Annotated in this window: 22 protein-coding genes; 6 read left to right on the top strand and 16 right to left on the bottom strand. The window is 71.6% G+C overall.

Features of this window, described 5'->3' with window-relative positions:
• Positions 1-3 precede the first annotated feature (3 nt).
• The 12 genes from EDF19_RS06555 to EDF19_RS06505 form a co-directional block, all read right to left on the bottom strand.
• Positions 4-657, bottom strand: coding sequence for an NUDIX domain-containing protein (locus EDF19_RS06555; RefSeq protein ID WP_123680138.1), 654 nt, complete (start codon positions 655-657; stop codon positions 4-6).
• On the bottom strand, positions 654-2,255 hold the full coding sequence (locus EDF19_RS06550) for a nicotinate phosphoribosyltransferase (protein WP_123680137.1): 1,602 nt from the start codon (positions 2,253-2,255) through the stop codon (positions 654-656). Before EDF19_RS06550 ends, EDF19_RS06555 begins: the two co-directional genes overlap by 4 nt.
• Positions 2,252-3,097 (bottom strand): phosphoribosyltransferase family protein, encoded by an 846-nt coding sequence (locus tag EDF19_RS06545; RefSeq protein ID WP_123680136.1) that lies wholly within the window; start codon positions 3,095-3,097, stop codon positions 2,252-2,254. The genes EDF19_RS06550 and EDF19_RS06545 overlap by 4 nt, the downstream gene beginning before the upstream one ends.
• Positions 3,098-3,156: 59 nt before the next feature.
• Complete coding sequence (locus EDF19_RS06540; protein WP_123680135.1) at positions 3,157-7,527, bottom strand: FtsK/SpoIIIE domain-containing protein; 4,371 nt, start codon at positions 7,525-7,527, stop codon at positions 3,157-3,159.
• A gap of 205 nt (positions 7,528-7,732) precedes the next feature.
• Positions 7,733-7,879, bottom strand: coding sequence for a hypothetical protein (locus tag EDF19_RS19085; protein ID WP_185022719.1), 147 nt, complete (start codon positions 7,877-7,879; stop codon positions 7,733-7,735).
• A 37-nt stretch (positions 7,880-7,916) separates the two neighbouring features.
• Positions 7,917-8,501: a hypothetical protein gene (locus EDF19_RS06535; protein ID WP_123680134.1), complete on the bottom strand. Its 585-nt coding sequence runs from the start codon at positions 8,499-8,501 to the stop codon at positions 7,917-7,919.
• Positions 8,501-9,652: a hypothetical protein gene (locus tag EDF19_RS06530; protein ID WP_148071048.1), complete on the bottom strand. Its 1,152-nt coding sequence runs from the start codon at positions 9,650-9,652 to the stop codon at positions 8,501-8,503. The genes EDF19_RS06535 and EDF19_RS06530 overlap by 1 nt, the downstream gene beginning before the upstream one ends.
• Before the next feature lie 325 nt (positions 9,653-9,977).
• Complete coding sequence (locus tag EDF19_RS06525) at positions 9,978-10,499, bottom strand: hypothetical protein (protein ID WP_123680132.1); 522 nt, start codon at positions 10,497-10,499, stop codon at positions 9,978-9,980.
• The gene (locus EDF19_RS06520; protein ID WP_123680131.1) at positions 10,496-11,170 is read right to left on the bottom strand and encodes a hypothetical protein; all 675 of its coding nucleotides are present in this window, start codon (positions 11,168-11,170) and stop codon (positions 10,496-10,498) included. The genes EDF19_RS06525 and EDF19_RS06520 overlap by 4 nt, the downstream gene beginning before the upstream one ends.
• Entirely contained in the window at positions 11,167-12,441 is a 1,275-nt protein-coding gene (locus tag EDF19_RS06515; RefSeq protein ID WP_123680130.1) for a putative T7SS-secreted protein, read from the bottom strand. The genes EDF19_RS06520 and EDF19_RS06515 overlap by 4 nt, the downstream gene beginning before the upstream one ends.
• Positions 12,441-12,734, bottom strand: a complete 294-nt coding sequence (locus tag EDF19_RS06510; RefSeq protein WP_123680129.1) for a hypothetical protein — start codon at positions 12,732-12,734, stop codon at positions 12,441-12,443. Before EDF19_RS06510 ends, EDF19_RS06515 begins: the two co-directional genes overlap by 1 nt.
• Positions 12,735-12,839: 105 nt before the next feature.
• Positions 12,840-13,133: a WXG100 family type VII secretion target gene (locus tag EDF19_RS06505; RefSeq protein WP_111089241.1), complete on the bottom strand. Its 294-nt coding sequence runs from the start codon at positions 13,131-13,133 to the stop codon at positions 12,840-12,842.
• Positions 13,134-13,253: 120 nt separating this feature from the next.
• Here EDF19_RS06505 and EDF19_RS06500 point away from each other — a divergent pair, with 120 nt between their 5' ends.
• Positions 13,254-13,763 carry an FHA domain-containing protein gene (locus EDF19_RS06500; protein WP_185022718.1) on the top strand — a complete coding sequence of 170 codons (510 nt, stop codon included), beginning with the start codon at positions 13,254-13,256 and terminating at the stop codon, positions 13,761-13,763.
• Here the strand turns inward: EDF19_RS06500 and EDF19_RS06495 are convergent.
• The 4 genes from EDF19_RS06495 to EDF19_RS06485 form a co-directional block, all read right to left on the bottom strand.
• Positions 13,736-14,581, bottom strand: coding sequence for an oxygenase MpaB family protein (locus EDF19_RS06495; protein WP_185022717.1), 846 nt, complete (start codon positions 14,579-14,581; stop codon positions 13,736-13,738). The two genes, EDF19_RS06500 and EDF19_RS06495, sit on opposite strands and share 28 nt — an antisense overlap.
• Entirely contained in the window at positions 14,578-14,943 is a 366-nt protein-coding gene (locus tag EDF19_RS19080; protein WP_185022716.1) for a hypothetical protein, read from the bottom strand. The genes EDF19_RS06495 and EDF19_RS19080 overlap by 4 nt, the downstream gene beginning before the upstream one ends.
• A 38-nt stretch (positions 14,944-14,981) precedes the next feature.
• A complete protein-coding gene (locus EDF19_RS06490; RefSeq protein ID WP_123680126.1) occupies positions 14,982-15,275 on the bottom strand; it encodes a hypothetical protein in 294 nt (97 codons plus the stop codon).
• A 184-nt stretch (positions 15,276-15,459) separates the two neighbouring features.
• Positions 15,460-17,091, bottom strand: coding sequence for an ATP-dependent DNA helicase RecQ (locus tag EDF19_RS06485; protein WP_123680634.1), 1,632 nt, complete (start codon positions 17,089-17,091; stop codon positions 15,460-15,462).
• Positions 17,092-17,269: 178 nt separating this feature from the next.
• On the opposite strand from EDF19_RS06485, the gene sucC reads away from it, so the two are divergent.
• The 5 genes from sucC (at position 17,270) to purH (ending at position 23,822) form a co-directional block, all read left to right on the top strand.
• Positions 17,270-18,439 (top strand): ADP-forming succinate--CoA ligase subunit beta, encoded by a 1,170-nt coding sequence (sucC, locus tag EDF19_RS06480; RefSeq protein ID WP_123680125.1) that lies wholly within the window; start codon positions 17,270-17,272, stop codon positions 18,437-18,439.
• A gap of 16 nt (positions 18,440-18,455) precedes the next feature.
• Positions 18,456-19,343 carry a succinate--CoA ligase subunit alpha gene (gene sucD / locus EDF19_RS06475; protein WP_123680124.1) on the top strand — a complete coding sequence of 296 codons (888 nt, stop codon included), beginning with the start codon at positions 18,456-18,458 and terminating at the stop codon, positions 19,341-19,343.
• Between the two features lie 224 nt (positions 19,344-19,567).
• Positions 19,568-21,550 (top strand): DUF6350 family protein, encoded by a 1,983-nt coding sequence (locus tag EDF19_RS06470; RefSeq protein ID WP_123680123.1) that lies wholly within the window; start codon positions 19,568-19,570, stop codon positions 21,548-21,550.
• 41 nt (positions 21,551-21,591) lie between these two features.
• Entirely contained in the window at positions 21,592-22,185 is a 594-nt protein-coding gene (gene purN, locus EDF19_RS06465) for a phosphoribosylglycinamide formyltransferase (RefSeq protein ID WP_123680122.1), read from the top strand.
• A complete protein-coding gene (gene purH / locus EDF19_RS06460; protein WP_123680121.1) occupies positions 22,182-23,822 on the top strand; it encodes a bifunctional phosphoribosylaminoimidazolecarboxamide formyltransferase/IMP cyclohydrolase in 1,641 nt (546 codons plus the stop codon). The genes purN and purH overlap by 4 nt, the downstream gene beginning before the upstream one ends.
• Positions 23,823-24,248 lie beyond the last annotated feature (426 nt).

Raw genomic sequence — 24,248 nt, 5'->3', positions numbered from 1 at the left:
TGGTCAGCCCTGCCACGTCCAGGCTGCCGGGGGACGTCCGCCTCGGGGCCCGGCGGCGGCGGGCGCCTCGACGCGGGTGAGCGCCGGGTTGGTGCGGAGCATCCGGTTGAGGTTGCCGGGGTCCGGAGGCGTCCCGGTCAGTGCCGTGCGCAGGCGTGCGGCGTCGGCGGTGGTGAACGGGTCGCCGAGCAGCGCGCGGGTCAGCGGCAGGTCCGACCAGAGGCGCAGCCGGGCGTGCTCGAGCGCGGCGTCGACGATCCGGTCGTGGTCGAACGGCAGGCCGAGCGGCAGGGACGCCGTCGTGTCGTGCCACGTCGCGTCGGCGTTCGCCGCGGGGTCGACGACCGCGAGGAACGCGATGCTGATCGCCGTGCTGCGCGGGTCGCGGTCGGGGCCGTCGAACGCGCCGACCTGTGCGAGGTGGCGGACCGCAGCTGCCTCGATCCCGGCCTTGGTCCGCAGTGCGCGTCGCGCACCGTCCTGCAGGATCTCGGAACCCTGCAGGAGCACGCCGGGGAGCGCCTCCAGGCCGGCGAAGGGGGCGTACGCCCGACGCGCGGTGGCGACCCGCAGACCGTCCGCCCCCGCGAACGACATCGGGACGACGTCGATCGCGATGAGCGGTTGGTCGCGGGTCGCCGGACCGGCGTCGGTCACACCCGTGCCGCCCGTCGGTCTGCGCGTGCTGCGCGTTCGTCACGGAGCGTCTGCCGGACGTCGGCGAAGGACTGGAGGCGCGTGAAGCGCCCGTCGATCCACACCGGCTGGAGCAGGCTGGTCGCCTCGTCCTCTGCCGTGGCCTGGTCGGTCTGCCGGATCTCGCCGGTCTCGTCGCGGTGCAGGGCGATCCGACCCTTCGCGCTCTTCTTGCCGCTGCCGGTCTTCGGGTCCTTCTGGATGTCGACCGGCTCACCGTCCACGAGCGCCCAGGTGGCCTTGACGGCACTGCCGAGGTTGTCGCGCGTCATGTACTGGTACGTGTACGAGCCGATGCCGAGCACGATGTTGTCGCTCGCGTAGCCCTTGGCGGCGAGGCGCTCGTAGATCCGACGGGCACGGTCGAGCGTGATGCTGTCGCCGTAGATGACGCCGATGTGCTGGTCGAGGACCTTGAAGCCCTGCTCGTTCACGGTGTGGCCGAAGATCTCGTCGAGGAGCTCGACGACACCCTTCTGCTCGTCGCTGCGGTCGGCGGCGGACAGCTCGGCCTCGTCGACGCCGTGGACGGTGCCGGTGACGATGTCGACCGGGTCGCCCGAGTCGGGACGGATGACGAGCTTGCCGTCGCGGCCGGTGATGCGGCCCTTGAGCTGCGGGAGGGTCTCGGTGATGACCTTGAACAGGTCGAAGCCGTCGCTGACCGCCGAGACGATGCCCGTCGGGTACACGTCGAGGATCTGCTCGAAGGTGGCGAGCTCGCCCTCGGCCCCGCGGACGCACATCACGCTGTGCTCGGTGGCGGGGACGCTCGCGGCCACCCAGCCGTTGTCGCCCGGGTAGTACCGGTCGATGAAGTCGAGCGACGGCATCGAGTCGGTGCCGAGGAAGGAGAGCAGGTGTCCGGCGCCACCGGCTGCGGCCGACTCGATGCTCGACTGCCCGCGGAACGAGAAGTCGTGGGCGGCGAAGTCGATGCTGGCGGGGACCGCACCGGTGCGTGCGGCCCAGTCCTCCATCAGGTCGCGGTACTCGAGCGCCTTGGTCGCGACGGTCGAGGGGTGCCAGATCGAGGCCGACAGGGCGGTCTCGATGTAGTTGGGCAGCCAGAAGAACTCGTCGATGGTGTTCTCGACGGTCAGGGTGGCGACGCCGATCGGGGCGAGGGTGCCCTCGGGCAGCGCGCGGATCTCGAGCGGCAGGTACCCGAGTCGGTGCAGGGCGCGGACGTGGTCGGTGCCGATGTGGTTCGGGCCGAAGTAGCCCTGCAGCGCCTCGTCGAACAGGCGGGCGACTTCGTCCTCGTCCGCGGCGAAGAACGGCGCCCAGGCCTCGACGAGCGAGCGCTGGATGAACGCCTGCAGGCCGAAGACCACGGCGTGGGTCGACTCGGGCATGTGCGCGTTCGACCGGTTCGTCCAGTTGATCAGGATGCGGGTGGTGCCGGCGGGGTAGACCTGCCGGTGCGAGTGCTTGTAGCCGTCGACCGCCAGCAGGGGTGCGATCGGGCTCGCCGTGGTGATGCGCGGCTCGATCCCCGTGGTCGTCCCGGTGGTCGTGCTGGTCGTGCTGGTCGTGGTGCTCGCGGTCTGCGTCATCGGATCTGCTCCGTCAGGTAGGGGGTGAGTGCGATCGTGCGCAGGCCCTCGATGGCGTTCTGCGCGGGGTACGAGTCGGTGGTGACGATCTCGCCGAAGTGCTCGGCGAGCTGCGGGGCTCGGCCGGAGAAGACGCCGTGCGAGACCCAGAGACCGAGTCGCTCCTTCGGCAGTCCGGTCGAGCCGGCGAGGCCCATGAAGGTGCCGCCACCGTCGCAGATGTCGTCGACGACCAGGAACCGGCCGGTCTCGGGCAGGGGCTCGCAGGTGAACCCGTCGAGCTTGCCGGTGTCGGGGTTGCGGTGCTTCTCGGCGCGGTACAGCGGGAGGCCGCAGGCATCGGCGACGGCGGTGGCCCGCGCGACGGCGCCCTTGTCGGGAGCGATGATGCCGTCGTACGGCGAGCCGCCGTCGTGGCCACGGATGACCGCCTCGGCGACGACCCGTTCGCTCGTGACGACGGTCAGGTTGTCGACCAGGCCGACGATGACCGGCGAGTGCGGGTCGAACGCGATCACCTGGTCGAGGTGGAACCCGTTGAGCACGTCGGCGTAGACCTTCGCGCCGAACGGGATGCCGCGGTCCTGCCGAGCGCCCGGCAGGTACGGGATGAGCGCGACGGACTTCGATCCGCGCTGCCGGACGGCGTCCGCCCACATGCCGAGCATGAGGAGGTCGTCGCCGCTCGTGCCGCGCAGGGTCGCGATCTCGGTGGTGCCCCCCGGCTCGGCGGTGTCGTTCGCGACCTTGACGTGGGCTTCACCGGCGGGGAACCGCATGGTGGAGAACGTCGGTGTCGTCTGGTTGCCCTGGGCGTCCCAGGTGCTGAGTTCGACTGCCATGACTCGACCGTACCACGGTAATTGTCAATGCGACAAGAAACAGTGGCGACTGCCCGACCTCAGGGCGTCGGCACCTGCACGGACACCAGTTCGCCGTCGCCCAGGTGCACGATCGCCGAGCCGACCTGCACGCGCTCGACGATGCTGCTGCGCGGGAGTCGCATGCCGAGCAGGTCGCCCTCGGTGATCGCCTGCGGACTGAGCAGGGCTCCGGACCGGCGGCGCTTCATGTCGACCTGCCACCCGGTGAACCCGACGCCGAACTCGGCCGTCAGGCCCGCTGCGACGATCGCCTGACCGTTGTCCGCCGCGCTCTTCACGAAGGCCTGCAGCCAGCTCTTCGCCGGGGCGTCCTTGACGAGCTCGGCGTCGTCGATGACCAGGACCCGGCGGCCGGGCTGACCGTCGAACAGCGGTGCGAGGTCGTCCTCGGCGATGTCGACGCCCTCGTGCGCCGCGAGGACGCCCGGCTCGGCGGCGAGTGCGCGGAGCGGGGACTGCCGCGGGGTGACGAGGACGATCTCGCCGCCCTCGCGCAACACCGACCGTGCCATGGACAGCAGGACCGAGCTGCGGCCGGACTTCGCGGGACCGCCGACGACGAACGAGCCGGCGGCGGCGAGGTCGGGTCCGATCGCGGTGAGGTCGTCCCCGCCGATGCCGACCAGGCCGAACAGGTCGGCGTCGTCGTCGCGCATCTCCCACGCGCGATCGAACGGCACCGGCCCGGACAGCTGGTCCACCCGGAACGGACGGCGGGCACGTTCGACGGCTCGGTCGCGCTCGGTGGCGAAGGTCGCCAGGGCGGTGATCGCCGCGGCCTGCGACTGGCCCGTCCCGGCGGCGGCGAGCAGCGCGATCTGGGTCTCCGTCGCGGACTCGGACGCGAACGCCCGGCCGTCGGGCACCTGCTCGGGGAGCTTGCGCGGGTTGAGCGACGCCAACCCGTAGTCGCCGCGGTCGGAGAGCCGGAGGACGAGCTTGTCCTCCACCAGGGTGGCCATGCGGCTGGAGAGCAGCTGGCGGTCCCCGGTCACGACGAGGTGGATGCCGACGCTCGCGCCCTCGCGCAGCAGGGTCATCACCTGGTCGGTCGGGGCACCGTGGTCGAGTTCTCCGAGGGAACCGACGAAGCCCTCCCAGCGGTCGAGCATGAACACGACGTGGGGGAGTCGCTCCGCCGGGACGACCGCCGCCGCCCGCTGTTCGACGATGCTCGCGAACCCGCCGTCCGCCAGGACCTGCTGCCGCCGTGCGAGCTCCTGCGTGAGCTTCGTGAGGAGGCGCTGCGCCCGCTCGGTCTGCACCCGCTGCACGACCGCGCCGGCGTGCGGGAGGGCCTGGATCGGCAGGAGTGCGCCGTTGCCGCAGTCGAGCGCGTACACGTGGACGTCGGCCGTCGAGGTGTTCCGGGCGATGGCCGCTGCGATCGTGCGGAGGACCTGCGAGCGGCCGCTCCGCGGGGCGCCGACGACGTACAGGTGGCCGTCGGAGTCGAGGTCGAAGCTGCGCACCCGCTGGGCCTGCTCGGCCGGGAAGTCCTGCAGCGCGAACGGCAGCGGACCGACGCGGGCATCGGTCGCGGTGCTGTCGTCCAGCTCCCACGCACGGTCGTTGAGGTCGGTGAAGAGCAGGGTCTCGGGCAGGGCGTCGAGCCACGGCCGGTACGGCGCCGGGCCACCGAGGTCCGCCGCCGCCTGGGTGACGGCGCCGACGAGTTCCTGCAGGTCGGTGCGCTCGTCGGTGTGCTGTTCCTGCGACTTCGGCGGCGCCGGCGGGGTGGTGCCGAGCGCCGACCAGGAGACGGCACCGGCCCAGACGTGCTTCCGCTGGGTCGACTGCCCGGGGCGGCGGCCACCGACGCGACCGGACTGGAACGGCAGCAGCGCACCGGCGCCGAGCCGGATGTAGCCACGGCCGGGCGTGCTCTTCTGGATCTGCGCGGCGTCACCGGCGTCGATGACGTCGGTGCTCTCGCTCGAGTCGGTCACACGCAGCGCGATCCGCAGGTTCGTGTTGGCGCGGATGTCGTTCGAGACGACACCCGTCGGTCGTTGCGTCGCGAGGATCAGGTGGATGCCGAGCGAACGGCCGCGCTGTGCGATGTTGACGAGCCCCGTGACGAAGTCGGGCAGCTCGCGCACCAGGCTCGCGAACTCGTCGATCACGATGAGCAGGCGCGGCATCGGCGGGAGCGGCTCACCCCGGCCGAGGCGGTCGAGGTAGTCCTCGATGTCCTTCGCGGCGGCGTCGGCCAACAGGTGCTCACGGCGGCGCAGCTCGGCGCCGAGGGACTCCAGCGCGCGCTCGACCAGGTGCGTGTCGAGGTCGGTCACCATGCCGACGGTGTGCGGCAGGGGCGCGAAGTCCCGGAAGGCAGCGCCGCCCTTGTAGTCGATGAGGACGAAGTTCATGCCCTCTGGCGTGTTCGTGGCCGCGAGCGAGGCCACGATGGTCTGCAGGAGTTCCGACTTGCCGGAGCCCGTGGTGCCGGCGACGAGCCCGTGCGGGCCGTCCCGCCGCAGGTCGAACGCGAACGGACCGTCGAGGCTCTCGCCGACGACGACCTCGGTCGTCCGCGGTCGGGCGGTCCACTTGCCGGTGATCGCGCGAGCCGTCGGCGGTTCGAGCAGCATGACGTCGAGCAGGCGTGACGAGGACGGCAGCCCGCCGGCGTCGCTCTCGTCGTCGGCGTCGACCATCGGGGCCACCGCACGGGCGACCGTCTCGAACCAGCCGTCCGGGATCCGGTCCGGCCGGACGTCGGTGACCGTCGCCTGACGCTGGGCAGCGACGCGGATGCGCTCCGGGCCGACGGTGACCACGACCGAGCACTCCTCGGGGAGCAGCCGTGCCTCTTCCTCGATGCAGATCGCCCGCACGCCGACCGCCGGCCCCTCTTTCAGGATCCGGATCAGGCCGGGCAGCGCACGCAGGCGTCGAGCGCCGTCGAGCACCACGACGACGTCGGGACCGGGGAGGCCCCGGACGTTCGACTCGCGCATCGCCCGCTGGCGCGCGTCGATGAGCTGCCCCACTTCGGCGACGCGCGACCCGAGGGTCTCGGCGTCGTTGCCGATCGCGATCACGGCGTCCTGTCCGAAGCCCGGACGGGCCTGCGGGATCCAGCGCAGCCACGACCACTCGTCCGCCGACCGCGCGTCCGTCAGCACCACGAACTGGGTGTCGCGCGGGCTCTGCAGGACCGCGAGCTGTGCGACGAACCACGACGTCAGGTGCCGCGTGTGCTCGTCGCGGCCGGCGACACCCACGACGCCCTGCTCGCCGAGGTCGACGACCACCGGGACGTCCTCGGCCAGCTTGTCGACCGCGCGACGGTGCTCGAGGGCCGCCGGGTCCTCGAGCACCACGCCGGACGGCACGTCGGCCGTGCCGACGCGCAGCGTCAGGTAGTCCGGATCGGTGCGCCGCCGTTCCCACAGTCGGGCGCGACGTCGCAACGCCACGTCGAGCACGGCAGCAGGGTCTGGTGCGCTGGCACGCAACTCGCGCTGGTACCGGACCACTGCCTCCAGGGCGTCCGCCTCGACCGCCTTCTTGGTCTCCTCGTACTCGGCGACGCGCTGCTTGTGGGTCTTCTTGCCGTTCCGACGGTCCCACCAGGCGTTGCCGAACATGATGATCGGCGACATCAGACCGAACGCGAGGTAGGCGACGTTGTGGAAGATCGAGATCATCACCGCGGCCATGCCGAGCGGCGCGAGCGCCGCGATGATCGGGATCGACCGCCGCGACTGCTGCGCCGGCACCGCCGGCAGCTTGAAGACCGACGGGTGGTCCTCGGGCAGGAGCCGTGGCGGGCGCGTGTAGTCCAGCGAGCCGCCACCGGCGGTGAGCGTGATCGCCGCGCGGTCGGCGTCCGGCACCGCCACCGACAGCAGGGTGTCACCGATCGTGACGATGCTGCCCGGCTCGACCGCGGTCTCGTCGTCGATCTCGGTGCGGTCGAGCAGCACCCGCGAGCCCTCGGTCGGGATGATCGTGAAGCGACGGTTGAGGTCGAGCCGCAGGACCGCCGCGTACTCCGGCGCCGTCCGGTCTGGCAGGTGCACCGTCGCGTCCGGTGCGGAGCCGACGTGCGCGATGCCGGCGTCGAGGACCACGACGGTGCCGGCACCCGGACCACCGACGATCCGCACGCTCGGCAGGTCACCCGGCAGGGGCAGCACCGGTGCGGGTGCGCCGAAGGTCAGCCGAGCGCCCTCGAGCAGGACGCCGTCGCCGATCCGCGCGTGCGGGGTCGTCGGGACCGCGTCGACCGCGACGTCGACGATCGAGTCGGAACCCTGACCGAGACGCCGGGCGACGATCTCGACGATCTCGCCGAGGATCGTGTCCTCGTCGCACTCCACCACGAAGTCGGCGGAGGACCCCGAGGGCAGGTGCGTCGCGGTGAAGGTCAGACGCACGCGCGGCGCTCCGGATCGGGCGTCGTGGACGTGGTGGTCGCAGCGCGGTGGTCGGACGAGGCCCCCCGCAGCGTCGTGCTGCCGCTCATTCGTCGATTCTCGCAGGTTCCCCGGTCCGGCAGGCGCGGTCCGGTCGTTCCTGTGGAAGGAAGTACAGCCTGGAGGCGCGGTGGAGGAATCGGGGACGGGTCACGCCGTGTGACGGTCAGCGGGAACCAAGGCGAATGCCCTCGAGGAGATCGGCAACGTGCCCGTGCATGGCGCGCAGAGCGCGGCCGTCGACGTCCACCTTGACCTGCACGCCGATGTCGTCGAGCGGGAACGCTGCACCGGGTACGTCGAGGTTCGTCAACGGTGTCCTGATGCCGCTCGGTCGTGCCTGACGGCTGTCACTCTGCACCGGGGGTGACCACGAGCCCGAGGGCGAACTGATCGATCAGAGGTGCCGCGAACGACTCGTCCGTGCGCTTCGGGATGACCGTCGTCAGGACCGCAGTGAGGGGCTCGGTGAGCTGCTCGACGGGCTGGACCCAGCGGATCGTCGTGGAGGGGGTCGCACGCCGGAATCGCGATGATGCCGGAGTCTCCGTCCGGTCGAGGATCCGGGTCGCCGTCCCGAGCGCCGTCGTCACCGTCGAGACATCCGGCTGTCCGGTCCGGTTGGGGAGGGGCGCCAACGCCTCGTCGACCGCACGGTCAGCCGCTTCGAGACCGCGCTCGTACTGGACGATCGTGTAGGCGATCACCTCGACGGTCGGCGCGTCGGTGGTGAGGACGAAGAAGTCGTGGGCGTCGAACGCATCACGGAGCTGTGCCAGTTCGCGCATCACTGATTCGACGGAGGCAGCGGCCCGCTTCGGAACCCGGCACTGCGCGTGCCGGATCGCGTTCGCGGCGGCATCGCGGCCGGTCGTCTCAGGATCACCGTCGATGAACTTCGTCCAGGCGTTCACGTAGTCGAATTCGAGCCCCATCAGGCCTCCGTCGTCGAGTGTTCGGTCCCTCGGCATCCCGTGCGGAGCCAGGCGAAGAGGTTGAGGACGCCATGCTCCGCCCGGATGGCGCGATGGCGGTACAGGCACCACTGGAACGGGATGCTCGCGATGGCGAGCACCGCCGCGTACCAGGCGGCACCCGGCTCCCCGAGCGGAACGAGGATCGCACAGACCGCGGCGAAGAGGACGAACCACCCCACGACCGACGCGAAGTCCCGTGACGGTCGGAACCCACGAGGGTGTGGTCCAGCCCACGGAAGACGCCGACTGAGTTCGGCGCCGACGACGGTGAGCAACACTGCGATCGATGCGAAGCCGAGTGCGAGTGCGACCGCTTGCGTCGGCGCTCCCCCGATCCGGGCGAACAGGGACACCATCAGCTGCAGCACGGTCGCGAGCGCGAGGGGAAGCAGCGGGACGACGCCGAGGGATGTCCACGTGACGAGCGACGCCCCCGGTACGCCGGCACCGCGGTTCGTGTCGAACCGCACCCCACCGGAGGATCGCCGCTCCGTCGCACCGTCGCGGACGATCGACAGTTCGGCGAGCAGCGCGTTGAGGTGCTGCTCTGACCAGAACCGCAACGGGAGCTCGGCTCGCACGACGTCGGCGCCGTCGATCAGCACGATCCGTGGGTCCCTGCCACGAACCACGCGAGCGCGCACGACCGCTGAAACGGCTGACGTCGCCAGAGGAGTTGCGAGGAGGATCGTCCTCCACCGCCCGTCGGCGATCGCGATGACCCCGCGATCGACGTCGATGTGGGCGTTCCGCTGGAACCACCGCGGGCCGTCCGTGGGCCGCAGGACTCGCTCCCCGAAAGCCGTCGGATGTTGCCTCCGGCCGAGGACGCCGCGGACGACGTTGACGAGCGCGGCCGCCGATGCGGCCACGCACACCCAGCCCATGACCGCCAGTCCGTCCGACCATCCTCTGGCGAAGACCGTCAAGAGGAGTGGTAGCGGCAGGAGGGCGGCGGCGAGGATGAGCGCGATGACGGTGGTCACCCGTCGGGACCGCACCATCGCTTCGCTCGAGAGCGGCACGTGGGCGGTCGCGTTCGATGCCTTGCTGAGTCCAGCGGTGGAGTCCGGGTCGTAGGAGACAGCCAGGCCGAGTCGTTCAGCCAAGTCCTCGAAACCGCTGGAGGCGACTGCCTGTCGAGGTGTCGCGGGCGGTGCCGGATCGATCCACCACGCATCGACGGGGAACACGTGGACTCCGCCGCGTGTGGTCAGCACCACGGCTCCCGACGAGTTCACGACACCGAGCTCCTTGGGGAGCGCTGCCCAGGGCGCCCACGCAACAGAACGAACGTCGGTGCACACCACCTTGCTCCGGCCATCCGTGCCGACAGTGTGCACGGCCCCATCGATGACAGCCAGTCCGATCCGTTGCCCGATCGCAGCCGCTCGATCACTGACCGACGCAGCGCGGACGACCAGCTCGACGAGCTCAGCGGACAAGGTCGATGCCGAGCGCCACCCGATCGACCTGGTCGGCGACCCAGTCGGCGTAGACGAGCTGTGTGGTGTTCGCGTTCACGGACAACATCATGTCGGCGGGCAGAGCCCACGACCAGTCGAGACTCTCGCTCACGATCGTGCCCGCGGTGTCCTGCACGCTCGGCGCTGGCACGGCGACGCGTTGCCGAAGGCGGTGGGCCGGTCCGAGGGCCGTGTCCCGCATGTCCTCTTCGACCTCGATCGGATCGTCGTGGCGTGCTCCTCGACGCAGGGCGCCCGGTGTCGTGCCGCGGAGTGGGACGAACGTCAAGGCGACCCAGGATGCGATCGATTCATCAGCCCCGTCGAGGATCGCCCATGCGGCGTCCGCCCCGCGCGCCGCGAGCAATCGACCGAGCTCCAGCAGGTCCTCACGGTCGCGCGGTGCCGTGTCCCCGCCGATCTCGATGCGCGTGGAGCGGACCTCGAGCCGGGACATCGCCTTCGTGACCGGGACGTGCAGTTCGGTCATCCGGTCCAACCGAATCCGGCCATCAACATGTCGAAGTGGCCGACTCGCGCTTCGACGTGCAACGCGCCCGGCGCGACCAGGGAGACCACGACGAAGGTCCCGACCTCGCCCGGGATGGGAACGAGGTAGTCGACCGTCGTCTGCGACACCTCGACATCTGCGTGATCGGCAGCGAACCCGTAGAGCGCCCGCACCGCCGCCTGGTTCGCAGCCGACAGAGCGCCGGCTTCGTTGCCGACCGGTTCTGCGCGGTGCAGGGCGGCCCCGGCTGGTTCGAGTGACCGCCGTTCCGTCCGGATCATCTCGCCGGCAGGGAAGTCGACGACCTGTGTGTCGCCGGAGGTGCTGATGCCCGCGGCGAACGTCTCGAGCGGCAGGGCCCCGACGGACGCCCCGAGGTGAGCGACCGACACGGAGAAGCTCATCGGGAGGCGGATGCCTTCCACGTCGCCCTCGAACGAGTACATGTCGACGCCCCCCGCATCCGCAGCGGCCGCCAACGACTTCCGGAGCTCGTCGCGGAGCCGCCACCGGGCCGCGGCCCCGTCAGAGTCGCCGAACTCCGCTCGCGGAAGGGTCCGTTCGACGACTTCGCCGACCGCGCGGTCGAGATCGCCGGTGAGGCGCGTCCGGACCCACCCTGCTGGGAGCTGCAGGCGGTACCCGGTCACAACGAACCGACCTGCACCGACGTCGCGTTCTTCCAGTACTCGTGGGTCCAGAGGTCGTGCACGTCCCCCGCGAAGTCGTTGACGCCGTCCCACAGACCCTTCGCGCCGAGCACCGACGCGGTGACTGCGGGCACGAGGATCTTGGGCAGCGCCTGCTGGGCGATGGGCCCGCCGTTGGCGAGCTGCCTGATCAAGACCGGTGCGATGGCTCCGTTCATGACGGTGTTGTCGGCGATGGTCACCCACGCCTTGCCGCTGACCTCCGCTGCTCTCGCCTGGATCTCGGCGTACTTCGCAGAGTAGACGGGGCCCTCAGCGATGCCCGAAGCCCGTGCGCTGTTCGCCGCTGCGCGCGCTCCGGACTGCGCCGTGGACCGCGTCAGTGCAGGCAGGGCGGATGATGCAGCCTTCGCTGCCCCGAGGCCGACAGCGGATGCTGCCACTCCGACGGCCACCCAGGCGACATCGGACGCGCTGGCATCTCCGGCGGTGGCTTGAGCCGCCGTGATGCCGAAGACCAAGCTGGACACCACCAGGCCCGCCACCGCGAACGCGATGAGGTTGACCCCGGGGATGGCCAGAGCGACGATGACGGCTGCCACGACGAGGACGAGCGCAACGGTGTTCAGAACGGACTTGATGACCTCCAGGACGCCCTTGGCGTTGTGGATCGCCTGTTTGACGTGGTCGAACCAGCCGTCCTTCATGCCGTCGTCCGCGCCCTGACGGATCCGGTTGGCCACGCGGTCCGCGAGGTCCCCGTACTCACCGCCCTCGCCGAAGGAGCCGGCCAGTCGACGGATCGTGGCCTTCGCAGCATCGATGTCCCCTTGGGCCGAATCCAGCGCACGATGCTGCGCGTCGACCTGGTCCTGGTGTTCGGGGGTGTCGGCCGCGGCCGAGATGGTCTGGTTCGCCGCGGCCTGGTGTGCGTGCTGCGCGTCCTGCGCTGCGAGCAGGGCTGCGTCTGCCTGTCGCTGGATGCCGTCGAGACCCGCGGCCCATTCGTCGAGTGCGGCGGCGAGCTCGGTGTACCGGCCCTTGGCTTTGGCGATCGCCCCTGCGAGGTCGCCGGCCGAGTCGCGGAACGTCGTGCCGGACTCGCTTTCCCAGCCGTGGCCGTCCTTCAGACGGTTGAGCCGGCTGACCTGCTCGTCGATCGCCTGTTCGACGGATCGGGCGTTCGCTGCGGACTGCCTGATCTCGGTGGTGTCGCCCGGAACCGGGTCGGTCGGCAGGTCGAGCGCGCTCCAGTCGCTGGGACGGCTCATCAGCTGGCCTTCCCGAGGATCTTGTTCGCCAGGTCCATCTCGGTCTGGGTGAAGCCCTCGTGCGCGCTCTCGGCCATCTCGGCGACGGCCTTGATCGACTCCTGGAGGCGCCCCCGGCGGATGTCCCAGTTGCTCCCGAACTCGTCGATCGCGTCGCTGACGGTGGATGACCCGATGCCGGACTTGTAGTCAGCGGCGGACGCTGCAACGTGGTCGAAGTCGCTGTGCAGCCTCGACAGGTCCGACGCGAGATCCCCGATCAGGTCGAGATCGAGCTTGATGGTGCCGCCCACGGTTCCCCCAGTGGATTCCTAGCAGTGTGATGTGGTCGCCGCTCACGACGGCGAGAGCGGTGGCCGACGCCCGAAGACGCCGGCCACCACGGTTCGTGCCTGGTCTCAGCCGATGCTGGACGCGAGCTGCTCGTCCGTCGACTCGAGGGTGTTCGCCGCGCTCTCGAGGAACCCGGCCATGCCGTCGATGGCCTGGATCGTCTGCGTCGCGCCGGAGTTGAACTCCGAGTACGTCGAGTCGAACGCCTTCGAGGACTTGTCGGTGACGTAGCCCGACGAGACGAGGTTGTCGATCTGGCTCTTGAGCTGGCTCAGCTGGTCCTCGATGGCCTTCTGGCCGTTGCGAAGCTGCGAAGCCTGGTTGCGAAGATCGTCGTAGGTGACGTTGACATTGGCCATGGCGCATGCCCTCCCGATGCGTATGTGAAGTACCGGGCGGCCCCCGGCGCGGTTCGACCATACTTGATCGCGTTGCATCTCGCACCACTTCTGAACAATCACCAGAACGAGGGGTACACGGTGGCTCGACGCCGGAAGGACGACGACACTCCGAAGCGCCCGGTGGTGACCCGCGCCGAGGTCGAGCGCGACCGTCAGGCCGGACACCTCTCTCGCGCGTGGGTGCTGCCCTCGGCGCCGGTGTCGGACCGCGAACCGGACTCCGTGGTGCGGAGCGAGCAGCCGCTGCCGACGATCGGCGTGGTGCCGCGCCTGGTGCTCGAGGTCGCCCCTGGGAACGTCGTCCCGCTCGACCAGCCCGTGGTGCTCGGCCGTCGCGTCGAGGCCGCTCCCGGTCGGCGCGCGGTGCTGCTCGACGACCCTGGTCGCTCGGTGTCGCGGGAGCACGCGGCGATGCGTCCGACCGGGGACGGCGGCCTGGTGGTCGAGGACCTCGGCTCGGCGAACGGCACCGTCGTGGTGCGGGCGTCGGGTGCGCAGGAGCCGAGCGTCGGCGGCGCGCAGGTCGTCGCGCGACCCGGCGACGTCGTGATGGTCGGCGACTACGCGGTGCGCGTCCTGGCCGGCTGAGCCGCGTACCGCCGCATCGCCCGGAGCAGCAGCGGCCCCGGCAGCCGCAGCAGCCACCCCGGCACGACGGCCCGCACACGCCGCACGAGCCCGACCGCACGTCGGAACCGGCGCTCCTCGCGCGGCCCCCACGCGAAGCCGTACTGCGCCCGGAGCGGTGCGGGCAGCATGCCGACCGTGACGATCCGCACCAGGGGCATCGCCGTCCGGACCCAGAGCGGTGCGAAGCGCGGGTGCAGCAGGTCGCGGACGACCCCGCGGGCGTCGTCGGTGACCGCGAGCCGGTCGAGGCCGTCCCGCCAGTACTGCTCGAACGCCTCGGTCGAGGTCGGCCAGCGGTCCGCGGGGACCCGCAGGGCGGTGGCGATCGGCGCGTACGCGTCGAGTACCTGCTGCGCGCGCGCGGGCGAGACGGGGTCGCCGAACAGCTCGTGCGCCCGCAGCGCGGAGTCGACCAGGGTGGCCGCCACCCAGAGCTGCCGGTCCACGTCGTCCGCACCGGTCACCGGCCGGTGGGCGCGGTTCACGAACCCCACGGCGGTCACGGCGTCGGAGTCCGTGCCGACCACGACGGCGTAGACGAACATCAGGGTGTGGGCGAGCCGCTGCTGCGGCCTCCTGGCGAAGTCCGAGTGCCGTCGCACCCCCGCTGCGACGGCCGGGTCCGCGATCTGCAGCAGGATGGCGCGGCCACCGGCCGCCACGGGTGTGCTGTCGGCGAGGAACCGACGCAGGTCACGGTCGTGGACGTGACCGGATGACGGACGGGAGGCGCGGTGCGGGTCGTGCACCGTGCCTCCAGGCCGGTTCCCGGTCACGTCCGCACCCGTCCACGCCGGCCGCGCAGGACCGTCACCAGGTCGACGGCGAGGCAGACCGCGAACGCGACCGCTCCGGCGACCGCAGCGACGAGAACTCGGCCGCCGTCCGCACCGCCTGCGGTGGTGACGGCGAGCGCCGTCGCGACCAACCAGATCGCGGGGAGCGGCCAGAGCCGGCTCGGGGAGCCGGCGACGACCGCACCGACGACGCCGACGACCAGCAGGGTGACCCACCGGCCGGCGGGGTCTGCACGGACGGCGAGGTGGGCCGAGGCCGCGACCAGCAGGAGCGCCGCGATCGCGATGAGCCGCGCGGCGGCCGGCGAGCGGCGGACGCTGGCGCGGACACGGCTGAGCACGGCCCGATGGTACCGGGCCGTGCTCAGGGGGAGTCGTGTCAGAGGGGGCTCGTGCCGAGGTCGCCACCGAGGTCCGGACGGTCCTCGTCGCCGTCGTGCTCCCAGAGGTCGGGGGAGCCCTCGCGGGGCGAGCCGCCGGTCGGTCCGTCGTCGGTGCCGTCGCCGATCTGCGGTTCGACCGTCTCACCGGCAACCGCGTCGTTCGTCACGGTCTCGAGCGCTTCCTCCGCGTCGTCGACCTCGTACGGACCGACGTGCTCGCGGTCGATGTCGTCGTCGCGCTGCTGGCTCGCGGTGGGGTCGTCGGAGGGGCTGGTACCGGGGTCGCTCATGGCGTCGTCCTTTCCGTTGGGCGTCCTGTCTACGCCGCGGGCCTCGACGACCGTCCGGTTTCGTGTCGCGTTCACCTGCCGGTCACCTTCCCGTCACGGCGCACGGGCAGCATCGCGGGTGCTCGGGGGAGTGGAGCGCGGTCGCCGACGGGTGGTCGAGCGACCGCGCCTTCCCCCGGAGGCTTCAGACACGCTCGAGCAGGTCCCGCTCCTCGACGTCGGCGAGCGAGAGCGTGCGGTACCCCGCCGACTCGAAGAACACCGTGATGCAGTCGTCCTCGGTGCTCATCACGGTCCCCCGGCCCCACTCCGCGTGCTCGACGGTGGCGTCCGGCGGCCACTCGACGTCGTGCGAACCGTCGGCCGGGTGCGCGTCGGCCGCGGTGGCGGTGCCGGCCGTGCAGGTGTCGCAGTTGCCGCACGGTTCCGGCAGCTCGTCCCCGAAGTACCCGAGCAGGAACTGCCGACGGCACCCGCCGGTCTCGGCGAACCGGCGCATCATCGTGATGCGGGACTCCTCGATCTGCTCGCGCTCGGTGGCGTGCGCTCGTGACCGGTCGGCGGCGGCGTCGGCGCTCGCCGGACCGCCGGGGACGCGGTGCAGGCCGGATGCGTCGTCGGCGAGGACACCGGCGTCGACCAGGGCGTTCGCCGCGCGACCCGCGGTGCGGGCGGCGAGGCCGCTGGCCGCCGCGAGTTCGGACCGGGGGAGGGTGCCGGTGGCGGGCACGGCGTCGAAGACCGCGCGGAGCGAGGCCGGGCGCGGGCTGCCGGACGCGAAGAACCGGCGGAGCCCCAGGTCCTCGGCGCGGTAGTGCATCGTCGCGAGGGCGACGTCGCGGTCGCGGCCGGCGCGCCCGACCTCCTGGTAGTAGGCGTCGATCGACTCCGGCACGTCCGCGTGCACCACGAACCGGACGTCGGGCTTGTCGATCCCCATGCCGAAGGCGCTCGTCGCGACGACGACGTCCACGTCGCCCCCGAGGAAGGCGTGGTGGACGGCCTCGCGATCCCGGACCCGCAGGCCCGCGTGGTACGGCTTCGCCCGGCGTCCGGCCTCCACGAGCTCGTCCGCGTACACGAGCGTCTCGGCTCGGGTGGCGACGTAGACGATCCCGCTGCCGGACAGCTCGGTGACCTGAGCCACCAGGGCTTCGCGCTTGCCCTCCTCGTCCTCGTGTCGACGGACCTCGAGACGCAGTTCGGGCCGGTCGAACCCGGTGGCGAGGACGAGCGGGTCGCGCATGCCGAGGCGTTCGACGATCTCGGTCCGCACCGGGGTGGACCCGGTCGCGGTCATCGCGAGCACCGGCGGGCGTCCCAGCCGCTCGACCACCTCACCGAGCACGAGGTAGTCCGGACGGAAGTCGTGCCCCCACGAGGAGACGCAGTGCGCCTCGTCGACGGTGACGAGCGCGACGCCGGCGTCACGGAGCCGCTCCACGATCCCGTCCTTCGCGAGCTGCTCGGGAGCCAGGAACACGTAACCGACCTCGCCGCCCGCCACCGCGCCCCAGGCGTCGTCGAGCTCGCGGTGGCTCCTCGTCGCGTTGATCGTCACGGCACGCGGCGCGTCCGGGTGGACCTCGATGCCGACCACCTGGTCCTCCTGCAGGGCCACGAGCGGGGACACGACGACGACCGGCCCGTCGAGCGCGAGGGCCGCCACCTGGTGGATCGCGGACTTCCCGGACCCGGTCGGCATCAGCGCGAGTGCGTCGCGGCCGGCCAGCACCGCGTCGATCACGGTCTCCTGCGCAGGACGGAGGTGCCAGCCGAAGACGTCGGCGGCACGGGAACGGAGTGCGGTGTCCACGGTCACACCGTGCCGGAGCACTGCTGGGGGACGGCCGTGGGTCCGCGCGCACCGGACGTTCACGGTCCGGCGCTAGGCTGGCTCCGGCCGTTGTCTCGACATCGAGCGACCCTCGATGTGGAGTGCGCGACCGGGAAACCGATGCCGATCGCACGAACCGTGCGGGAAGAAGAACAGCGTGGATCTTTTCGAGTATCAGGCCAGGGACCTCTTCGAGTCCTACGGCGTCCCCGTCCTCCAGGGGATCATCGCCGACACCCCGGACGAGGCGAGAGCGGCGGCCGAGAAGATCGGCGGTGTCGTCGTCGTCAAGGCCCAGGTGAAGGTCGGCGGTCGCGGCAAGGCCGGCGGCGTCAAGGTCGCGAAGACCCCGGACGAGGCGTTCGAGCACGCGCAGGCGATCCTCGGCCTCGACATCAAGGGCCACACGGTCAAGCGGGTCATGATCGCGCAGGGTGCGGACATCGCCGAGGAGTTCTACTTCTCCGTGCTGCTCGACCGGGCCAACCGCTCCTACCTCTCGCTCACCAGCGTCGAGGGCGGCATGGAGATCGAGCAGCTCGCGGTCGAGAAGCCCGAGGCGCTCGCCCGGGTCGAGGTGGACCCCCTCACCGGGATCGACGCTGCCGCCGGTCGCGCGATCGCGGAGCAGGCCGGGTTCCCCGCGGACCTCGTCGAGCAGGTGGCCGACGTCTTCGCCAAGCTCTACGACGTCTACAAGGGCGAGGACGCCACCCTGGTCGAGGTGAACCCCCTGGTCCGGACGGGCGACGGGCAGATTCTCGCGCTCGACGGCAAGGTCTCGCTCGACGAGAACGCCGACTTCCGGCACGAGGGCCACAAGGCGCTCGAGGACTCCGCCAGCGAGGACCCGCTCGAGGCCAAGGCGAAGGCCCACGGCCTGAACTACGTCAAGCTCGACGGTGAGATCGGGGTCATCGGCAACGGTGCCGGTCTCGTGATGTCGACGCTCGACGTCGTCGCCTACGCCGGTGAGCGCCACGGTGGCGTCAAGCCCGCGAACTTCCTCGACATCGGCGGCGGCGCCTCGGCCGAGGTCATGGCCAACGGCCTCGACGTCATCCTCGGCGACCCGCAGGTGAAGAGCGTCTTCGTGAACGTCTTCGGAGGCATCACCGCCTGCGACGCCGTCGCGAACGGCATCGTCGCCGCGCTCGGCATCCTCGGTGACGCGGCCACCAAGCCGCTCGTCGTGCGGCTCGACGGCAACAAGGTGGAAGAGGGTCGACGGATCCTGGCGGAGGCAGCGCACCCGCTCGTCACCGTCGCCGCGACCATGGACGATGCGGCCGAGCAGGCCGCCGAGCTCGCCGCGGCCGCGGCGTAAGGAGCGAGAAGCAAGCATGTCGATCTTCCTCAACAAGGACTCCAAGGTCATCGTCCAGGGCATCACCGGCGGCGAGGGCACGAAGCACACCGCGCTCATGCTCAAGGCCGGCACCCAGGTCGTCGGCGGCGTCAACGCCCGCAAGGCCGGCACGACCGTCACCCACGGCGACGTCACCCTGCCGGTCTTCGGCTCCGTGCGCGAAGCCATCGACACCACCGGTGCCGACGTCTCGATCGTCTTCGTCCCCCCGGCGTTCGCGAAGGACGCCGTGATGGAGGCCATCGACGCCGAGATCCCGCTCGTCGTCGTCATCACCGAGGGCATCCCGGTGCAGGACTCCGCGGAGTTCTGGGCGCACGCGAAGGCCCTCGGCGGGAAGACCCGCATCATCGGCCCGAACTGCCCCGGCATCATCACCCCGGGGGAGTCCCTCGTCGGCATCACCCCCGCGACGATCACCGGCAAGGGGCCGATCGGCCTGGTCTCGAAGTCGGGCACCCTGACCTACCAGATGATGTACGAGCTCCGTGACCTCGGCTTCTCGACCGCCATCGGCATCGGTGGCGACCCGGTCATCGGCACCACGCACATCGACGCGCTCGCCGCGTTCGAGGCCGACCCCGAGACCGAGGCGATCGTGATGATCGGTGAGATCGGTGGCGACGCGGAAGAGCGCGCAGCCGAGTTCATCAAGGCGCACGTCACGAAGCCGGTCGTCGGGTACGTCGCGGGCTTCACCGCCCCCGAGGGCAAGACGATGGGCCACGCCGGAGCGATCGTGTCCGGATCCGCCGGCACCGCCGAGGCGAAGAAGCAGGCGCTCGAGGCGGCCGGGGTCAAGGTCGGCAAGACGCCGTCCGAGACCGCTGCGCTGCTGCGCGAGGTGGTCGCCGCTCGCTAGGCGCGTCACGCCCGACACGTGGTCGGGCAGCTGCCGGGAGGCTCGGTGCGGGTTCCGCACCGAGCCTCCTGTCGTTCGCGGGCAGCGTCCTCGACGGCCGTGCGCCCGAGCCGTGGCTGCCCCGTTGGCGCGCACTGCAACCGGGGTACGCGGCCAGCCTCGGCTGAGCCGCCCCACCGCGCGGCTGCCCGGGGATGCGGGCTGCTGCACGTATCCTCGCTCCGATGAACCGCCTGGGAACCGCTCTGCTCGCCGCGATCGAGGCGGTCGTGACGGTCGGCGTCGGGATCGGCGTCGCCCTCGTGCCGCTGACGCTGCTCTGGGGGTTCGAGTACGGCCTGCAGGTCGACTGGGACGTGTTCTGGAAGGCCACGGGGAGCGTCTGGCTCGTCGGCCACGGTGTCGACGTGTCGTTCCTGCTCGGGTCGGCGCTGGCGAAGAGCTCCGGGGTGAGCGGCGCCGCCGACCCCATCCACGTGACGCTCGCGGCGCTCGGCTTCGCGGTCGTCACGGCCTGGCTCGGCGCCCGCGCCGGACGCCGGTTCGCCGAGACCGAGCACCGCACCACCGGACTCCTGGTCGGCACCCTGGTCGTCGCGCTCCTCGGGCTCGCTGTTGCGCTGTCGTCGACCTCGGCGGCCACCCGTCCGACGATCTGGCAGGCCGTCGTCCTGCCGGCGCTGTGGTTCGGCATCCCAGCGCTCGTCGCGTCCGAGGTCTGCCGTCGTCGCCGCGACCTGCCCGCCGACGCCGGGACACAATGGCTGCTCGACCGGCTCGACCGCGTCCCCGCGGCCTGGCGCGCGGTCGTCGGCTTCGGGCTCCGGGCCGGCACCGCAGCCACCGCGGCCGTCGTCGCCGTCGCGGGGATCGTCGTCGCCCTGCTCCTGTTCGGGTCGTTCGCCGAGGTCATCACCCTGTACGAGCAGTCGCACGCCGGCGTCATCGGCGGGATCGCCCTGACGGTGGGGCAGCTCGCGTTCCTGCCCGACTTCGTCGGCTGGGCGACGTCGTGGCTGATCGGCCCCGGGTTCGCCATCGGCACCGGGTCGAGCGTGTCCCCGATCGCCACCACCCTCGGGCCGATCCCCGGGCTGCCGGTGTTCGGCGCGCTGCCGACGTCCGGGCACACCTTCGGTCTCGTCTGGATCCTCGTGCCGGTGGTCGCCGGCTTCGCGATCGGCGGCGCGATGCGACCCCGGCTCGTCCGGGCGCTGGGGCACGTCGACTCCGCGCTGCACCGCGCGCTCGCCGGGGTGGCCACCGGCCTGGTCGCCGGGGTCCTCACCGGACTGATCGCCTGGGCGTCGTCGGGGTCGTTCGGCCCCGGACGCCTGGCCGACGTCGGCCCGCACGCGCTCGTCGTCGGCGGGTTCGCCGCGCTCGAGGTCGGGGTGCCCGCCATCCTCGCGCTCGCGATGGGCAGCGACCTCGTCCGGATGCCGGAGCGCGGGTGGGGCCGCGAGCGGTGGAACGAGTCCGAGGACGACGACGCCGAGGCCGCTGCGCAGGCGGACGCCCACGAGGGCTCCCTGCTCGCCGCGCTCGACCTGGCCGGCGCCGGACGCACCACCGACGTGCACCGGTTCGTGGTCGAGGAGGAGCACGACGGCTCCACGGCAGCAGAGCCGCCCCGCTCGCGGGTGGACGCCCCGACGGAGCCGATCACCGACGAGCACGAGCACGAGCGCGAGCGCGAGCACGAGCACGACGCCCCCGGCCGCCAGGACACCGACCACGACGTGGCGCTGCCGGCCTGGGCGCGGACCGACGCAGTCGCCGCCGAACGGCTCGCCGACGCCCCGACCACCGAGCGCCGCGGTGCCGGACGACTGGGCATGGGCGGCCTGCGCGACCGGCTGCTCGGCGCGGCCGACGGTGTGCGCGAGCGCGCGGGCGAGCTGCGGGACCGGGTGACCGGGGCCGACGCCGAGCAGACGCCAGAGCGCCCGTCAGCCCCGTCCGCGACTCAGCGGGCCGTGACCCCCGACGCATCGCCTGCCCCCGACGCATCGCCTGCCGCCGACGCGCAGCCCGCGTTCCCGTGGAGCACCGAGGAGTTCGTTGCCGGTCGCGACGACGTGGACGACGAGCCCGACGCCCCCGCCACCCCCGCGCAGCCCGCACGCCCGGCGAACTGGGACGTCACCGACCAGATCCCCGAAGAGGAACTGCCGTGGTGGCGGCAGCCGAAGGGCGACCGGTAGCGACGACGTCACGTCGCGCGGGTCCCGGTAGGGTTGGTGCCGTGCTCGAACTGGTCGTCCTGATCTCCGGTACCGGGTCGAACCTCCGAGCCCTGCTCGAAGCGACCTTCGACGCCGAGTACCCCGCCCGTGTCGTCGCGATCGGCGCCGACCGCGACGCCGAGGGCCTCGGCCTCGGCGAGGAGTTCTCCATCCCCACCTTCACGGTGCCGTTCTCCCGGTACGAGACCCGCGCCGAGTGGGGGCAGGCGGTCGCCGAGCAGATCCGGCCGTGGTCGCCCGACCTGCTCGTGCTCTCCGGGCTGATGCGGCTGCTGCCGCCGGCCGTGGTGTCCGAGTTCGCGCCCGCGATCATCAACACCCACCCCGCGTACCTGCCCGAGTTCCCCGGCGCCCACGGTGTGCGGGACGCCCTCGCCGCCGGTGTCGACCAGACCGGCGCGAGCGTGATCCAGGTCGACGACGGCGTCGACAGCGGACCGATCCTCGCCCAGGAGCGCGTCCCCGTGCTGCCCGGCGACTCCGAGTCGACGCTGCACGACCGCATCAAGCCGGTCGAGCGTCGCCTGCTCGTCCAGACCATCCTCGACATCGCCAACGGCACCACCGAACTGAAGGGCACCACGAGCGCATGAGCGTGCACGCAGCCGACCCCAGCCTCTACCGCGACCGTGACGTCGTCCCGGTGCGGCGTGCCCTCATCTCGGTGAGCGACAAGTCCGGCCTGCTCGAGCTCGCGGGTGCGCTCGCCGACTCGGGCGTCGAGATCGTGTCGACGGGCTCGACCGCCCAGACGATCCGCGACGCTGGCTTCCCGGTGACCGACGTCTCGAGCGTGACCGGGTTCCCGGAGTCGCTCGACGGCCGCGTGAAGACGCTGCACCCCGCCGTGCACGCCGGTCTGCTCGCCGACCTCCGTCTCGAGTCGCACGAGCAGCAGCTGGCCGACCTCGGCATCGCGGCCTTCGAGCTCGTCGTCGTGAACCTGTACCCGTTCGTCGAGACGGTGGCCTCCGGTGCCGAGACGGCCACGGTCGTCGAGAACGTCGACATCGGCGGTCCGGCCATGGTCCGCGCGTCGGCGAAGAACCACCCGAACGTCGCGATCGTCGTGTCGCCGTCCTCGTACGCCGAGGTCGTCGAGGCCGTCCGTGCCGGCGGCACGACGCTCGAGCTCCGGAAGCGGCTCGCCGCGCAGGCCTTCGCCCACACCGCCGCCTACGACACCGCCGTCGCGTCGTACTTCGCGAGCGACGTCGTCGCGGCCGCCGCTGCTCCGACGACGAGCGGCGACATCCAGGCGCCCGGTGCGTTCGACGAGCACCTCAGCATCTCCGCCGACCTGTCCGCCACCCTGCGCTACGGCGAGAACGCGCACCAGGCCGCAGCGCTCTACACGCTGCAGGACGGCACCGGCACCGGCATCGCGCAGGCGACGCAGCTGCACGGCAAGGAGATGTCGTACAACAACTACGTCGACGCCGATGCAGCGGTCCGTGCCGCGTTCGACTTCGACGCCCCGGCCGTCGCGATCATCAAGCACGCGAACCCGTGCGGCATCGCGATCGCCCCGGCCGACGCCGCCGACCCGATCGCCTCGGCCCACGCCGCCGCGCACGCCTGCGACCCGCTGTCGGCGTTCGGCGGGGTCATCGCGGCGAACCGACCGGTCACCGTGGCCATGGCCGAGACCGTGAAGGACATCTTCACCGAGGTCGTCGTGGCCCCGGGCTTCGACCCCGAGGCCCTCGAGATCCTGTCCCGCAAGAAGAACATCCGTCTGCTCACGCTGCCGGCCGACTTCGCCCTCGCCGACCGCGAGGTCAAGCAGATCTCCGGCGGGTTCCTCGTGCAGGACGCCGACCGCTTCACCGGGTTCGACCAGTCCTCGTGGACCCTCGTCGCCGGGGAGCCCGCCGACGACCAGACCCTCGCGGACCTGGCGTTCGCGTGGAAGGCGAGCCGTTCGGTGAAGTCGAACGCGATCCTCCTGGCGAACCAGGGGGCGAGCGTCGGAGTCGGCATGGGCCAGGTCAACCGGGTCGACTCGTGCCACCTCGCGGTGAACCGTGCGGGCGAGCGAGCTGCGGGCAGCGTGGCGGCCTCCGACGCGTTCTTCCCGTTCGCCGACGGCCTGCAGGTCCTGCTCGACGCCGGCGTCCGCGCCGTCGCCCAGCCCGGCGGCAGTGTCCGCGACGACGAGGTCATCGCGGCGGCGACGGCTGCCGGCGTCACGATGTACTTCACGAGCGAGCGCCACTTCTTCCACTGAAGTGAACAGATCGCGGCACCCTATTGCGCGCCGAGAGTCACTGTGAATAGTCTGTAAGGCTCCGCGACAGGCAGTCGACGATCCTCCGGGACCGGCGGCACCGCGGACACAACGGTGACGAAGACGACGACTGGAGTGACGATGGACATCTCGACCGGAACCGTGGCGACGGCCGCCCGTGCAGGTCTCGTGTCCTTCGTGGGGACCGCTCCCGCACCGCGACCCCGAGTCGTGGCCGCCGCCTAGCCAGGCCGTTCCCACGGCCTCGCCGCGCCGTACCACCGGCGCCGGCGAACCAACCCGCCTGAACCCGGGGGACGAGTGTCTCCCGGTGCCCTCCGGCCCGACCGACGTCACGCGAGTGACGACGGAGGCGCGACCACGCGCCCGGCCGATGATCACCACGCAACGCCACACCGAGCCTCC

The sequence above is a fragment of the Curtobacterium sp. PhB115 genome (assembly GCF_003752025.1).
In the GTDB taxonomy this organism is placed as follows: Bacteria; Actinomycetota; Actinomycetes; order Actinomycetales; family Microbacteriaceae; genus Curtobacterium.
This window is presented reverse-complemented; position numbering and strand designations above follow the sequence as displayed.